Source organism: Streptomyces sp. NL15-2K, from assembly GCF_030551255.1.
In the GTDB taxonomy this organism is placed as follows: Bacteria; Actinomycetota; Actinomycetes; order Streptomycetales; family Streptomycetaceae; genus Streptomyces.
Map to the genome: position 1 here is coordinate 12,002,447 of NZ_CP130630.1, position 16,586 is coordinate 12,019,032.

The window sequence follows — 16,586 nt, forward strand, 5'->3', positions numbered from 1 at the left end:
TTGTGGTTGCTCAGTCCATCACCGGCATCGAGTCCGGGGTCGATGACGTCTCACGGTTGGCAGCCAGGGGTGTCACGGTCGGGTACGGCGCCCGGACCGTCATCGACGACCTCGACGTGGCGATCCCGCCAGGGGTGATCACCACGATCATCGGCCCCAACGGCTGCGGGAAGTCGACCCTGTTGCGAACCCTGTCGCGGCTGCTCAAGCCGGCCAAGGGGACGGTCGTGCTGGACGGCGACGACATCGTCAAGCTCAAGACCAGGGATGTGGCGAAGAAGCTCGGTCTGCTGCCCCAGGCACCGGTCGCGCCGGAGGGGTTGACGGTGTCCGACCTGGTGGCCAGGGGCCGCCATCCGCACCAGAGTTGGCTGCGGCAGTGGTCGTCGGACGACGTGGCCGTCGTGGAGCGCGCGCTCGCCATGACCGGTGTGTCCGGCCTCGCCGACCGTCCGGTCGACTCGCTGTCCGGTGGCCAGCGTCAGCGCGTCTGGATCTCGATGACCCTGGCCCAGGGCACCGACCTGCTGCTCCTCGACGAGCCGACCACCTACCTGGACCTGGCGCACGCGATCGACGTGCTCGACCTGGTGGACGACCTGCACGAATCGGGGTGCACCGTGGTCATGGTGCTGCACGACCTCAATCTGGCCACGCGCTACAGCGACAACCTCATCGTGATGAGGGAGGGGGCGATCCTGGCGCAGGGGCACCCGCGTGACGTGATCACCGCCGAGCTGCTGCACGAGGCGTTCGGACTGCGCGCCAAGGTGATCGACGACCCGGTGGGCGACCGCCCGCTCATCGTGCCGATCGGCCGCACCCACGTCCAACTCGACCAGATCCCGATAAAGTTGCAGAAGTAAGGCTAGGCTAACCTCACCTGCTCAGGGTAAGGTTTGCCTGCCCTTACGTAGGGGTGCAGCGGACGGCGCGAAAGCAAGGGATCTCGGATGCTCCTCCATAGAACGACGCTCATGAAGCCCTGGCGGCGGTTGGCGGCGGTTTTGTCCGCCGCGGCCCTCGGCGTCGGCCTCCTCGCAGGTTGTGGTTCCGACTCGTCGGACAACGAGTCGAGCGACAACACCCCTGCCGCTGCCGACGCCGGCGCCTTCCCGGTCACCGTTGAGCACGCGTTCGGATCCACGGAGATCACCAAGGCTCCCCAGCGGGTCGTCTCCGTCGGCTACACCGACGACCAGACCATCCTGGCGTTCGGCATCAAGCCGGTCGGCATGGTCGACCAGTATCCGAACCCGGCGGGCAAGTCCCCCGACATCAACACCCAGTGGCCCTGGGTGAAGGACAAGTGGGGCGACAGCAAGCCCGAGGTCATCATGAAGAACGGTGACTCCGGCCCCAACTACGAGAAGATCGCCTCCCTGCGCCCGGACCTGATCATCGCGGTCTACTCCGAGATCGACCAGGCGGCTTACGACAAGCTCTCCAAGATCGCCCCGACCGTGGGCCGCACGAAGGCCGAGAAGGAGCCCTTCAGCGCGCCGTGGCAGGACAACGCGGTCCACATCGCCAAGGCGCTCGGCAAGGAGGCCGAGGGCAAGAAGATGGTGGCTGACATCCAGGGTCAGCTCGACACGGCCAAGAAGGCGAACCCCGAGTTCGCGAACCAGAAGGCCGTCGTGCTGTCCTGGTACGAGGACTCGGTGGCGCCGTTCACCTCCACCGACGTGCGCGGACGGCTGGTGACGGGCATCGGCTTCCAGTACCAGACCGAGATCGACAAGGTCGCGGACGGCAGCTTCTACACCAAGCTCTCCCCCGAGCGCGTCGACCTGGTCGACGTCGACCGCATCTTCGTCATCAACGACAAGGCGGACACGGAAGCGCTGAAGAAGTTCAAGCTGTTCAGCAACCTGGACGCCGTGAAGAACGGCAAGGTGTCGTACCTGCTGGACAGCGAGGGCCCGGCGGTCGGTGCGGCCATCTCCCAGGGCACCCTGCTGTCCATGCCGTACGCGATCGACGAGCTCGTCAAGTCGGTCGGCTAGGTGTGAGCACGACCGACACGCGCGTCGCCCCGGCAACTCTGCGTACGGCGACCGGACACGAGGCCACCCGATGGGTCGCGGCGCACTGCCGCGAGGTGCCCTGGCTGACGGCGGCCACCGTGCTCACCACGGTGGCCGGGGCGGCGCTCCAGGTGCTCCCGGTGCTGCTGCTGGGCCGGGTGGTCGACGGGGTGGTCGAGGGTGAGTCGCGCTCGATCCTGGTCAGGATCGGGGTGTTGATGGTGGTCGCCGCGTTGCTCGGCGCGGCGGCCACCGCGGTGTCGACCTACCTGATCGGACGGCTGGGCGCGGATCTGCTCGCGCGGCTGCGGGAAGGCGCCGTCCGGGCGGTGCTGGGGATGCCGAGCGCACGGATCGAGCAGGTCGGCCGGGGAGACGTGCTGTCCCGGGTCGGTGACGACGTGGCCGTGATCTCCAAGGGCATCCGAACGGCCGTCCCCACGGTGTTCTCGGCGGGCGTGCTGGTGGCCATCGCCACGGTCGGCATGTTCGGACTGGACTGGCGGCTCGGCCTGGCGGGTGCCGGCGCGCTGCCCGCGTACGGGCTGGCCCTGCGCTGGTACCTGCCCCGGTCCGCCCCGCTCTACCGGAAGCAGCGGGTGGCCCAGGCCGACCGTGCGCAGGCGTTGATGAGTGGTCTGAACGGCATCGACACGGTCCGGGCGTACCGCCTCGAGGACGCCTTCCGCGAGAAGGTCACCCGGGAGTCGTGGCGGGTGCGAGAACTCGGCATCGAGGTGTTCCGGTTCTTCGGCCGGTTCGTCGGCAGGGAGAACCGCGCCGAGTTCATCGGCCTCGTCCTGATCATCGTGGTGGGGTACGCCCTGTTGGAGGCGGATGCCGCCAGTCTGGGCGAGGTGTCGGCGGCCCCGCTGCTGTTCCACCGGCTGTTCACTCCGCTGGGCGCCATCATGTTCACCTTCGACGAGGCGCAGAAGTCGGGCGCGAGTCTGACCCGGCTGGTCGGGGTGCTGGGGGAGGCCGCGGAGGACCGGCTGGTGGGTGACCCGGCCGTCGCGTCGGCGGACGTCGCGCCGTACCCGGTGACGGTGGAGGGGCTGACGTTCAGCTATCCCGACACCGAGGAGCCGGTCCTGAGGGATGTCGACCTGACGATCCCGGCCGGCGGTTCGCTCGCGCTGGTGGGGGCGACGGGCGCGGGCAAGACGACCCTGGCCGCGCTGATCGCGGGCATCGGCACCCCACAGGCCGGGTCCGTGCGCGTCGGGTCGACCGACCTCGCCGGTCTGGACGAGGCCGGGGCGCGGGCCTTGGTGAGCATCCTGACGCAGGAGACCCACGTGTTCTCCGGTGCGCTCGCCGACGACCTGCGGCTGGCCGCGCCGGAAGCGACCGACGCCGAGCTGATGGAGGCGTTGCGCACGGTCGGCGCCGACGAGTGGGTCGAGGTGCTGCCCGACGGGCTGAACACCATGGTCGGCGAGGGCGGCGAGCGCCTGGACGTCACCAGGGTCGCCCAGATCGCCTTGGCCCGGCTGGTGCTGGGCCGCGCGCCGGTCGTGGTGCTCGACGAGTCGACCGCGGAGGCGGGCAGCGAGGGCGCCGCCGAGCTGGAGCGGGCCGTGCTGGCCGCGTGCTCGGGCCGGACCACGTTGTTCGTGGCGCATCGGCTGACCCAGGCGATGGCGGCGGACCGGATCGCCGTGCTGGACGCGGGACGCGTCGTGGAGCAGGGAACGCACGACGAGTTGGTGGCTCTGGGCGGCCGGTATGCCCGGCTGTGGCGGGCCTGGCGAGAAGGCAGTGAGTAACCCTGACTCAGGTCGGGCTGACTTCATACTTGGAAGGGGCGTTGAGTCTTCGATGAGGGAACCGAGCGCTCGTCTCGTGCAGCTTTCTCCCACCCGCCTGGCCGACGTGCGTCGGCGAACCGGCGACTATTCCGACCGGACCATCGCCGAAGCGTGTGCCATCGGGCTGTCGTACTGGGCGACGGGCCGGAGCCCCGACGGCATCGACCTCACCCCCGGCACTCTGTTCGCCGATGTCCTCGGCTGGGTCGACAACGGCGGGGCCGCACCCGGTGGTTGGGAGGTCGGCGCGGACGGCCGGAGCATCGCGGTTCCGGACGGCGTTGCGGCGGCTGATGCGCAACTCGCCCTTGACGACCTGGCCGACTTCCCGGACCGGCCCCTCGGCACCATCAGCCTGTCCAGTGTGGCGGCGCGGCTCCAGGCCCTGGCCGAGTGGAACGACACCCAGGCCGACCGGGCCCGCCCGACCATGGTGGAGATGTTCCGCGAACACGCGCGGACCAGGCCGGACGCCGTCGCCATCATCGACGAGCACCGGTCGCTGACCTACCGTCAGGCAGCCGAACTCTCCAGCCAGTTGGCCCACCATCTGATCGAACGCGGACTTGAACCCGAACACGTCGTCGGCATCTCCCTGGGCCGCTCCGCCGACATGGTGATCGGGCTGCTCGGCGTGCTCCAGGCGGGATGCGCGTTCGTGCCGCTCGACCCGCAGTGGCCCGCCGCACGCCGGGCCGTCGTCATCGAGGACGCCCGGGTCGTCGTACAGCTCAACGACTCGGGCGAGCACGACCCGGCTGAACCGGAAGCCGTGGCCGTCGACCTCGACGACTGGAGGTTCGGTTCCTACCCCACCGAAGGGACCGGGGTCACCGTCCTCGGCGACGCCCTGGCATACGTGATCTTCACGTCCGGTTCGACCGGGCGGCCCAAGGGCGCGATGATCCGGCACGAAGCGATCAGCGAGCGCCTGCTGTGGCAGGTCGACGAGATCCTGCGCTTCGGCCACGACGACGCGTCGCTGTTCAAGGCGCCGTTGTCCTTCGACATCTCCATCAACGAGATCTTCCTGCCGCTGGTGTCCGGCGGCAGGCTGGTGGTCCTGCGTCCCGGCGGCGAACGCGACCCGCACCACCTGCTGAGCGTGATCGCCGAACACCGCGTCACCTTCACCTACTTGGTGTCGTCCATGCTGGACGTCCTGCTGGAGATCGCGGGTGACTCCGACCGCCTGGACAGCCTGCGGCACGTGTGGTGCGGCGGCGAGGTGCTGACCCCCGACCTGTACGAGAGGTTCCGCACCCGGCTCGACATCCCCATGTACCACGGCTACGGCCCGGCCGAGACGACGATCGGCGTCTCCCACGTCATCTACCGGGGCGCCGCGGAACGCCTGTCGACGTCGATCGGCAAGGCCAACCCCAACACCCAGTTGTACGTGCTGGACGACGAGCTGCGCCCGGTCCCGGTCGGGGTCGGCGGGGAGCTGTACGTGGGAGGGTTCCTCCTGGGGCGCGGATACGTCAACGCGCCCGGCCTGACGGCGTCCCGGTTCGTGGCGAATCCCTTCGCCGACGACGGGTCCCGGCTGTACCGGACCGGTGACCTCGCCCGGTTCACCCCGGACGGATCGCTCGACTTCCTCGGCCGGGCCGACAACCAGATCAAGATCCGCGGTATGCGGCTGGAGATCGAGGACGTCGAGGTCGGTCTCGCCGAGCACCCCGGGGTACGGCACACCTGCGTCGTCGCGAAGAAGAACGCGGCGGGCGGCACCTACCTGGTGGGGTACGTGATCCCGGCCGCCGGGAGCGAGGACCTGCGGGCGGACGAGGTCAAGGCGTGGGCCGTCGAGCACATGGTGGAGTACATGGTGCCCACCCACATCGTCGTGATGCAGGAGTTCCCGCTCACCGCGAACGGCAAGCTCGACCGGAACGCCTTGCCGGAGCCCGCGATCCGGACAGGCTCGCTCGTCCCGCCCGGCACCGAGAACGAGCGCGTGGTGTGCGCGGCCGTCGCGGCGGTGCTGGGGCTGGACGAGGTCGGTGTCGACCAGGACATCTTCCAGCTCGGCGGAGACAGCATTCTGGCGATATCCCTGCTGAGCGCGCTGCGCGACGCGGGTCTCTACGTCACGGCACGGCAGATCTTCACCCACAGCGTGGTGGGGGCACTGGCGGCGGTGGCGAGCCGGGAAGACGTCTCCACCGTGGACCACGGCGATGTCGCGACCGGTTCCGTCGTGGGATCGCCCATCGTGCAGTGGCTCGGCGAGACCACGGACGCGATCGACGGCTTCGTACAGTCGGTGGTGCTGAACACCCCCGCGGACCTGAACCCCGACGCCCTCGACGAGACCCTCGCCGCCGTGGTCGGGCGGCACGACATGCTGCGCGCCAGGCTGGTGCGCGGCGACCGCTGGAGCTTCGACATACCGGAGGCGGACGGGGCCGCCGCGAGGTGGCAGCAGAGCGATGGGCCGCTCGACGAGTGTGTGGCGCTCGCCACCGGCGGGCTGGACCCGGCGGGCGGCGTGATGCTGCGTGCTGTCTGGCGCCGCGAGGCACGGCAGTTGGTCCTGGTCGCCCATCACGTGGTGATCGACGGCGTGTCCTGGCGGGTCCTGATGGACGACCTGGCCACGGCGTGGCGGCAGTTCGCCTCGGGCACGCCGATCGAGCTGCCCCCGGTGGGCACGTCGTTCCGGCGCTGGACGCAGTTGCTGGAGCGCGCCGCGTTCGACGCGGACAGTTCCTACTACTGGCGTCCCCTGCCTGGCGAGGACCAACCCGTGGGCAGGCGCGCGCTGTCCGACGCCGACACCGTCGCGGGGGAGCGGGTGCGGACCGTCTCGGTCGGCCCCGAGGTCACCGCCGCGCTCCTGGGCGAGATCCCCGCGAAGTTCCACGCGGGCGTCAACGACGTACTGCTGACCGCGCTCGCCGTCACCCTCGCCCGGTGGCGCCGCGACCTCGGGCAGGACCAGACGTTCGCGCACATCGAACTCGAAGGCCACGGCCGCGAAGGACAGTTCGTGGCAGGCTCCGCCGGCTTCGAGCCGGACCTCTCGCGGACCGTGGGCTGGTTCACCACTCTGTTCCCGGTGACCGTGGACCCCGGGGCGGCGGCCGACCTCACCGCACCCGAGTACCTGGCCGCCGCGCTCAAGGCGGTCAAGGAGGACCTCGCCCGAGTACCGGACAACGGCGTGTCCTACGGTGCCCTGCGCTACCTGACCCACACCGAGTTCGACGCGCCCGCACCGCAGGTGCTGTTCAACTACCTCGGCCGTTTCGACGCGGGCGCGTCCGGAGACTGGCAACTGGCGGGCACCACGGGCCAGTTGGGTGAGAAGCGCGACCCGGGGATGCGGCTGCCGCGTCCCCTGGAGTTCAACGCGATCGCCGAACCCGCCTCGGCGGGTGCGTATGAGCTGGTCACGAACATCTCGTGGCCTGAGGGGATGTTCACCGACGAGGACATCGAGACCCTCGCCGAGTACTTCCGGGGGGCCTTGGCCGGGCTGGCCGCGCTCGACGGGGGCGGCCACTCTCCCAGCGACTTCGGCCTGGTACCGCTCACGCAGGCCGATGTGGACGCCTTGGACGGCCCGGCGCTGCGGGACATCCTGCCGTTGACCCCGTTGCAGGAGGGCCTGTACTTCCACTCCGTCTTCGACGACGACTCGGCGGGCGCCTACGTCGAGCAGCAACTGCTGACGCTGGACGGCGAAGTGGACGCCGACCGGCTCGCGACGGCGGCCACCCGGCTGCTCACGCTCTACCCGAACCTGGCCGCGCGGTTCGTGGCCCTCGCCGACGGCCGTGTGGTCTCCGTGCTGGAGAGCGGCGTCGAGGCGCCCTTCACCACGCTGGACCGCCCCGGCATCACCGACGCCGAGATACGCGACCACGCCGAGCGCGACCGCCGCGCCGGATTCGACCTGGCCACCGGCCCACTGATGCGGTACACGCTCATCCGCGCGGGCTCCGGCCGGAACGTCCTGGTGCAGACCGTGCACCACATCATCGCCGACGGCTGGTCGGTCCCGCCGATGCTCCGCGCGCTGCTGGCCGAGTACCACGCGCCGGGCACCGTGTACCCGATCGGCGGCTTCCCCGACTACGTGCGCCGGCTCGCCGGACGCGACGACGACGAGAGCGACCGGGTCTGGCGTGAGCAACTCGCCGAGCTGTCCGGCCCTTCGCTGGTCGCCGAGGGGCACACCCCGTCCGACCGGTTCGCCGACACCGCCGTCGAGCCGGAGGGCGACATCGACGGGGCCGCCCGGTCGGCCGGAGTGCCGCTGAGCGTGGCCGTGCACAGCGCCTGGGCGGTGACGCTGGGCGGCATCCTGCACGGCACGGACGTGGTGTTCGGTTCCACGGTGTCCGGGCGTGACGCGGAGGTGCCCGGCATCGAGAACATGGTGGGTCTGTTCATCAACACGATCCCCGTACACGTCCGTTGGGCTGGCACGACCACTTCCCGCGACCTGCTCGCCTCCGTGCGGGAACACCAGAGCGCGGTCCTGCCGCACCAGCATGTCTCGCTGGCGAGGATCGGCCGCCAGGCCGGAGCCGGCAGCCCTCTGTTCGACACCCTGGTGGTGTTCGACGTAGCGACCGATGTGGAGGGTCTGCGGGGGCCCGACGACACGCTGGTCATCACCGACATCGTGAACGAGGGCGCCCCGCACTACCCGTTGACGCTGGTGGTGGAGCGCGCGCTCGACGGGCGTCCGCGCTTCGACCTGATCTACGACGGCGAGGTGCTGCGCGAGGCGAGCGCCCAGGAGATCCTGCGCACGTTCACCTCGACCCTCACCGGCCTGCTCACCCGGCCGGACGCCCTGGTCGACGACCTGGCGCCGGAGAGCGAACGGCGCCCCACGCGGATCACCCCGACGACGCTGGGCGGACTGTTCGACGCCGCCGCGCACCGCGACCCGGCCGCCACCGCCGTCACCCAGTGCGCCCTCGACGGTAGTGCCCGGTCCATGTCGTACGGCGAACTGGCCGAGACAAAGACCGAGTTGGCCTCCGCCCTGCGCGCCGCCGGTGTCGGCCCGGGCAAACGGGTCGCCGTCGCCGTCCCGCGCTCCCTCGAGCAGGTCGTCGCCCTGGTCGCGATCGTCAGCGCGGGTGGCGCGTATGTGCCGCTGGACCTCGCGTACCCGGACGAACGGCTGGAGTACATCCTCGGCGATGCCGCTCCGCAGGTCGTCCTCGTGGACCGTGAGCAGCGCGACCGTTTCACGCGGCTGCTGGCCCGGGCGGGCGTGTCGGCCCGGGTGCTCGTGCAGGGGGACGAACTGCCGCCGGCCACCACCGAGCCGGGGCCCGGGCCCGATTGGCATGACCCCGCCTATGTGATCTATACCTCCGGATCGACCGGCCGACCCAAGGGCGTCGTCGTCCCGCACTCCAGCGTGGTGACACTGCTCGCGAACACCCAGCCCGACATGGGATTCGGCCCGCACGACGTGTGGGTCCAGTTCCACTCCTTCTCCTTCGACTTCGCGGTCTGGGAGCTGTGGGGCGCGCTGGCGCACGGCGGTGAGCTGCTGGTGCCGGAGTACGGGCTGACCCGCTCCCCGGTCGACTTCCACCGGCTGGTCCGCGAGCGCGGGGTGACCGTGCTCAACCAGACCCCGTCGGCGTTCTACCAGTTCATCGAGGCGGACCGGCACGCAGACGAGCCGGTCACGTCACTGCGCCGGATCATCTTCGGAGGCGAAGCGCTGGATCTCGGGCGGCTGCGCGGCTGGGTCGATCGGCACGGCACCGGCTCGCCCGAGCTGGTCAACATGTACGGCATCACCGAGACCACCGTCCACGTCACCCACCGGGTGCTGACCGACGAGGACTTCGACTGCGGCGACGACGTCAGCCCGATCGGCGGTCCGATTCCCGGCCTGGTCACCTACCTGCTCGACGACCGGCTCCGGCCCGTGCCGCCGGGCCGGGTGGGCGCCATCTACGTCGCCGGAGACCAGGTGTCGCTCGGTTACCTGGGCAGGCCGGGGCTCACCGCGGGCCGGTTCGTCGCGAACCCGTTCGCGGGCGACGGCTCCCGTATGTACCACACGGGCGATCTCGCCCGCCGCACGCTCGACGGTGAGCTGGAGTTCGTCGGCCGTGCCGACGACCAGGTCCAACTCAAGGGTTTCCGGGTCGAGTTGGGCGAGGTGGAGTCCGCGATCAGGGAACTCGACGGCGTGGTCGATGTGGCCGTGACCGTCGCGGACAGCGGCGACCACCTGGTCGCGCACGTCGTGGGCCGGGTGCCCGTCGACTTCACCGACCTGTTGTCCGCGAAGCTGCCCGTGCACATGGTGCCGGGGCGGGTACTGCCGGTCGACGCGCTGCCGCTGACGGTCAACGGCAAGCTGGACCGGAAGGCCCTGATCGAGCGCGCAGCCGCGCCCCTCGAGGACGCGGGGCTGTATCCGTACGCGGCTCCGACGCGGGGCGCGACCAGCCCCCACCGGCCCGCGGACTCGTCACCGGACTCCGCACTCGCCGCCCTGGTCGATGTCTTCGCCGACACCCTGCCCGGCGCCTCCGTGGACGCCGACACCGACTTCTTCCGCGCCGGAGGCGACAGCATCCTCGCCATCACCGTGATCAACCGGGCCAGGGCACTCGGCCTGCCGATCGCGCCACGGGACGTGTTCCTGTTCAGGACACCTCGCGCGCTCGCCGAACACCTGGGGACACGCACATCGCCCCCACCGCAGGCCGCGCCGTCCGCACCCGCCCCCCGCGAGGACGGCCCGCTGACGCCGACGCCGATCATCCTGCGCCAGCGGGAACTGGGCGGGTCGCTCGCCCGGTTCGCCCAGGCCAGGACGCTGGCGGCCCCCGAGGGCATCGGGTTCGCCGACATCGAGCGCGCCGCGAACGCCGTCGTGGCCGCCCACCCGGCCCTCCGGTTGCGGCTGCGCGTCGAGCACGGGGTGTGGGCACTGCGCACCGAACCCGCCCGCGAGGTCACCGTCGTACGGCCGGACACGACCGACGCGACGACCGCGGCGAACGAAGCCGCCGGACGGCTCGATCCCGAGGCCGGGGACGTCATCGCCTTCGCGTGGCTGGAGGCGAGCCGAACCCTGGTGGTCACCGTGCACCACACAGCCGTCGACTCGGTGTCCTGGCTGGTCCTGCTGGACGACCTGGCCACCGCCCTGCGCGGCGAGGCTCTGGCGCCGCCGACCACGTCCTACGCCGAGTACGCCGAAGCACTGACGCTCCAGTCCGCCCATGCGATCGACACCCTCGGGCACTGGCTCAGCACGCTCCAGGCGCCCGCGCTGCTGCCTGCCGTCGAGGGGCTGCGCGAGTCCACCGTCGTGCTCGCACCCGAAGTGAGCGACCGCGTGACGCGCACCGCGCCCGCCGCATTCGGCGTCGGTATCACCGAGTTGCTGTGCGGCGCCCTGCGCACCGCGCTGACACACATCCAGTCCTCACCCACCGATCTCGCGATCGAGATGGAACGGCACGGCCGAGTCCCGGTGCTGGAACACCACGACTACACCCGCACGGTGGGCTGGTTCACCTCCATAGCGCCCGTGCGGCTCACGGCGCACACCGACCCCGTCGCGGCGGCGCGCGAGGTCGCCGAACGCCAGCCGGACGAGCGCGGGCACGTCGCCTACGGCCAGCTCAGGTACCTCAATCCGCAGACCGCGCCGCTGCTGAACGCCCGCCCGCAGGTGCTGTTCAACTACCTCGGCCGGGGCAGCGAGTCCCAGGCGCTGCACCTCACCGGCGGCGACCAGGGCAGCCCGTACGCCGTCGAGGTCAACGCATGGCTCGACGAGGCCACCGGAAGCCTGCGCGCGACCTTCACCCTCGCCGAGGGCATACCCGAGGAGATCACCGAGCACTGGCAAAGCGCCCTGGAACGCCTCGCGGACGCCTCGGCGACGGCCGAGCGCACGGCACCGGTCACCCCGCTCCAGCGGGGCCTGTTCTTCCAGGCCCAGATGGCGGGCGCGGCCGGACACTATGTCGCGCAGAGCTGGTTCACCTTCGACCGGCGGCTGGACACCGACGCGCTGGCCGAGGCGATGACGTACGTGATGGCACGGCACCCGGTCGTGGGCGCCGGCTTCACCACCGACGACGACGGAAACCCGGTCCAGGTCCTCAGTGCGGGGCGACAAGTCGCCGTCCGCACGGTCGAGTTGGCGACGGAGGCGGAAGTCGAAACCCTGCGCGCCCGGGACCGCGACACCGGATTCGACCCGGCTGAGCCGCCGTTGATCCGGTTGACCGTGGTGCGCCTGCCCGACGACCGCGACGGCCTGCTGCTGAGTTACCACCTGCTGCTGTGGGACGGCTGGTCCCGCGAGATCGTGCTGCGGGACCTGTTCGACGCCTATCAGGCCGTCCTCACGGGGGAGTCGCTGGATGCGGCCCCGGCCACGCCGAGCTTCGAGGAGTACGCCCGGGCGCTCGACGCCAAGGACCCCGCCGTATCGGAACGCTTCTGGGCGGAGCACCTGGTCGGCCTTCCTGGCCCGACGCTGCTCGCCGGACCGGCGCCGGCCCTTTCGGACGACCTGCCGCACACGCTCGTACACACGCTCTCCGCCGAACAGTCGGAACTGCTGCGGGACGCGGCCAGGGCGCACGGCGTCACGCTGAACTCGGTGCTGACCGGCGCGTTCGGCCTCCTGCTGGGCGCACACACGGGCCGCAGCGACGCAGTGTTCGGTGTGACCGTCTCCGGCCGGGAGGGCGAGGGGCTGTCCGACATCGTCGGCGTGCTGCTCAACACCGTGCCCATGTGGACGCGGGCACGGCCCGAGGACACGGTCCGGGAGTACCTGTCGGCCGTGCAGACGGCCAGGGTCGAGGCGATGGAGCACGAACACCTGGGGCTCGGCGAGATCCAGCGAGCCAGTGGGCACGACACCCTGTTCGACAACTTGTTCGTGCTCCAGAACTTCCTGGACATGGACGCGTTCGCCGAGATGAACGCCAGGCACGGCATCACCTCGGTGCAGGCCGATGACTCCACCCACTACCCGTTCACATGGGTCGTCACGCCCGGCGACCGGCTCACGGTCAAGCTGGAGCACCGCGACGACGACACCGAGGGCGCCCGTCGTCTCCTCGACGACTACCTGCGTGTGCTCGAAGACCTGGCCCGGTCGACCGGGCCGGTGGGCGCGTTGCGGGGGTTGGGGCCGCAGCCCTCGCCGGGAGCGCGTACGGTCGTCGGCACGGACACGGTCGTCGACCGGTTCGACCAGGCGGCGGACCGCGACCCGCAGCGGGTCGCGCTCGTCGCCCACGGCTCGACCATGACCTTCGCCCAGCTCCGGGACCGCAGTCGCGCGGTGGCGGGTGTGCTCGCCCAGCGCGGCATCGGCCCCGAGAGGACCGTGGGTCTCGCGATCCCACGATCCCTCGACTCGATCGTGGCGCTGTTCGCCGTGCTGCGCGTCGGCGCCGCGTACGTGCCGCTGGAGCTGGACCACCCGGACGAGCGGATCGCCGCGATCGTCGCGGACGCCCGCCCGGACGTGATCCTCACCGTGCGCGCCGTGTCGCCCCGGCTGACCGGCGACCTGATCGAGTTGGACCGCCCGCTGCCCGAGGCCGAGCCGTATCGGACGTTCGCGCCGGACGACCCGAACCGCCTGCGGCACCCCGCGTACACGATCTACACCTCCGGATCGACCGGGAAGCCCAAGGGCGTGGTGACCGAGTACGCCGGGCTCACCAACATGCTGATCAACCACCAGCGCCGGATCTTCGAGCCGGTGTTGGCGCAGCACGGCCACCGGGTCTTCCGGATCGCGCACACGGTGTCGTTCGCGTTCGACATGTCGTGGGAGGAGCTGCTGTGGCTCGCAGACGGGCACGAAGTGCACATCTGCGACGAGGAGTTGCGCCGTGACGCCCCCCGGTTGGTCGAGTACTGCCTCGAGCACGGCATCGACGTCGTCAACGTGACCCCGACCTACGCGCAGCAGCTGGTGGCCGAGGGGCTGCTCGACAACCCGGCACGACGGCCGGCGCTGGTGCTGCTGGGCGGCGAGGCCGTCACCCCCACGTTGTGGCAGCGGCTCGCCGAGACCGAGGGGACGGTCGGCTACAACCTGTACGGACCCACCGAGTACACCATCAACACCCTCGGCGTCGGCACCTTCGAATGCCAGGACCCGGTGGTGGGTGTGGCCATCGACAACACGGACGTGTACGTACTGGATCCGTGGTTGCGGCCGCTGCCGGACGGCGTTCCCGGGGAGCTGTACGTGTCGGGCATCGGCATCGCGCGCGGCTATCTCGGGCAGCCCGCCCAGACCGCCCACCGCTTCGTCGCGTGCCCGTTCGGCGAACCCGGCGAGCGCATGTACCGCACCGGGGACCTGGTGGTCCGGCGGCCCGACGGGAACCTGATGTACCTGGGCCGCACCGACCAGCAGGTCAAGATCCGGGGGCACCGGGTCGAACTCGGCGAGGTCGAGGCGGTGTTCGCGGCGCACCCGGCGGTGCGGTTCGTCGCCGCGGTCGCCCAACCGGACCCGCAGGTCGACGGCGCGTACCGGCTGGCCGCCTACCTCGTGCTCGACGGCTCAGCCGACCTGTCGGCGGTCGCCGCGGAAGTGGGCGCCGGGCTGCCGGACTTCCTGCGGCCGACGCACTACGCCCAGGTCGACAGCATCCCGCTGACGGTGAACGGGAAAGCCGACACGAAGGCGTTGCCGGAGGCCAAGCCGCTGGGCGCGCTGACCACGGCGGGGGAGCGCGGCCCTGAGACCGAGACCGAGACCGTCGTGTGCGAGTACTTCGCCGAGGCACTGGACCTGGACGATGACGAGGTGAGCGCGGTGAGCGACTTCGTGTCCCTCGGAGGGCACTCCATGCTGGCGGTGCGGCTGATCGGGCTGCTCCGCCGCGAGTACGGTCCAGTGATCACGATCCGCGATCTGTTCACCCTGCGAACCCCGGAAGCGATTGCCCGCCACCTCGATGACAACTCCTGACACGCAGTGGCCCCGACCGGGGTCCGACATCCTCCGGACCGCACTGCGCCGCAACATCGGCGCCATGGTCTGGGGCACCGTCCTCATGGGCCTGTACCAGGCGGGGGAGACCGCCTTCCCCATCGCGCTCGGCCTGATCGTCGAGCACACGATGCAAGACCGGAGCCTCGGCGCGCTCGGCCTGTCGATCGCCGCCTTGGCCGTGATCATCACGACCGTGTCGCTGTCATGGCGGTTCGGGATGCGCGTCCTGCAGAAGGCCAACACGACCGAGGCGCACCGCTGGCGGGTGCGGGTCGCGGCCTGCGGACTCCAGCCGGTGGCCAGGGACGTCGACCTCAAGTCCGGCGAGGTGCTGACCATCGCCACCGAGGACGCCGACCAGACCGCCGACATCATCGAGGTGGTGCCGCTGCTGATCAGCTCGCTGGTCGCGGTGTTGGTCGCGGCGGTCGCGCTGGGCCTGGCCGACGTCCGGCTCGGCCTGCTGGTGATCGTGGGAACCGTCGGGATCCTGTCGACTCTGAGCGTGCTGTCGAAGCGGATCGGCGCCAGTACCCAGGAACAGCAGGCCCGGGTGGCGCGGGCGGGCGCGAAGGTCGCCGACCTGATCATCGGCCTGCGCCCGCTGCACGGCTTCGGCGGCAACCACGCGGCGTTCCGGTCCTATCGGAAGGTCAGCACGGAGGCGAAACACCAGGCGATCACCGTCGCCAAGGTGAACGGCGCGTACGCGGGCACCGCGCTGGCCCTCAACGCGGTCCTCGCCGCCGCTGTGACCTTGACGGCGGGCTGGCTGGCGTTCGACGGTCAGATCACCATCGGGGAGCTCGTCATGGCCGTGGGTCTGGCGCAGTTCATCATGGAACCGCTCAAGCTGTTCTCGGACATGCCGAAGTACGTGATGATGGCGCGGGCGTCGGCCGAGCGGATGGCGCTGGTGCTGACCGCGCCGCCGGTGACCACCGCGGGCCGGGAGCGCCCGGCCGCGGGCGGAGACCTCGAGATCGACCGCGTCCGATACGGGTCCCTGCGCAAGCTCAACTTCCAGGTTGCCGCCGGCGAGTTCGTCGCCATCGCCGCCTACCAGCCGCGCGCGGCGGCCGACCTCGCGTCGATCCTGGCCGTGAACGTCCCGCCCGACGCGTACGAGGGAGTCGTGCGGGTCAGCGGGCGCGAGCTCGCGGACCTGTCGATCGAGGCGGTCCGCGAGCACATGCTGGTGAACCCGTACGACGGGGAGATCTTCGCGGGCACCCTCCGCACGAACATCGACCCGTCGGGCACCAGCCGGATGGTCCCCGAGGCCGTCGAGGCGTCCATGCTGACCGACGTCGTCGCCCTCCACCGGGAAGGACTCGACCACGGCGTCCGAGACCGCGGCGCGAACCTGTCCGGGGGGCAGCGCCAACGGCTGTCTCTGGCCCGCGCCCTGGCCGCCGATACCGACGTCCTCGTCCTGCACGACCCGACGACAGCTGTCGACGCGGTCACCGAACAGCTCATCGCGCGCAACGTCGCGAAGCTGCGCCGGGGCCGCACCACCATCGTGATCACCAGCAGCCCGGCCCTCCTGGACGCCGCCGACCGTGTCCTCGTTCTGGACGACGGCGTCGTCACGGCCGAGGACACCCACCGGAACCTCCTGGCCACGGACGAGGACTACTGCCTGGCGGTGGCACGGTGACCTGCTGACGGGGGGCGCGGGGAACGGCCGCGGTCTTCTTGGGGGCGCGGGGAACCGCGCAGTCTTTCAGGGGCGGGGCCGCA

At 70.8% G+C, this 16,586-nt stretch carries 5 protein-coding genes; all 5 read left to right on the forward strand.

Annotation, left to right across the window (positions count from 1 at the left end):
• Nucleotides 1-2: 2 nt before the first annotated feature.
• The 5 genes from Q4V64_RS52650 (at nt 3) to Q4V64_RS52670 (ending at nt 16,503) form a co-directional block, all read left to right on the forward strand.
• Nucleotides 3-866, forward strand: coding sequence for an ABC transporter ATP-binding protein (locus Q4V64_RS52650; protein WP_124437770.1), 864 nt, complete (start codon nt 3-5; stop codon nt 864-866).
• A gap of 87 nt (nt 867-953) precedes the next feature.
• Entirely contained in the window at nt 954-2,009 is a 1,056-nt protein-coding gene (locus Q4V64_RS52655) for an iron-siderophore ABC transporter substrate-binding protein (protein WP_124437769.1), read from the forward strand.
• Between the two features lie 2 nt (nt 2,010-2,011).
• On the forward strand, nt 2,012-3,802 hold the full coding sequence (locus Q4V64_RS52660; protein WP_124437768.1) for an ABC transporter ATP-binding protein: 1,791 nt from the start codon (nt 2,012-2,014) through the stop codon (nt 3,800-3,802).
• A 52-nt stretch (nt 3,803-3,854) separates the two neighbouring features.
• Nucleotides 3,855-14,816, forward strand: a complete 10,962-nt coding sequence (locus tag Q4V64_RS52665) for a non-ribosomal peptide synthetase (RefSeq protein WP_124437767.1) — start codon at nt 3,855-3,857, stop codon at nt 14,814-14,816.
• Nucleotides 14,803-16,503: an ABC transporter ATP-binding protein gene (locus Q4V64_RS52670; RefSeq protein ID WP_124437766.1), complete on the forward strand. Its 1,701-nt coding sequence runs from the start codon at nt 14,803-14,805 to the stop codon at nt 16,501-16,503. Before Q4V64_RS52665 ends, Q4V64_RS52670 begins: the two co-directional genes overlap by 14 nt.
• Nucleotides 16,504-16,586 lie beyond the last annotated feature (83 nt).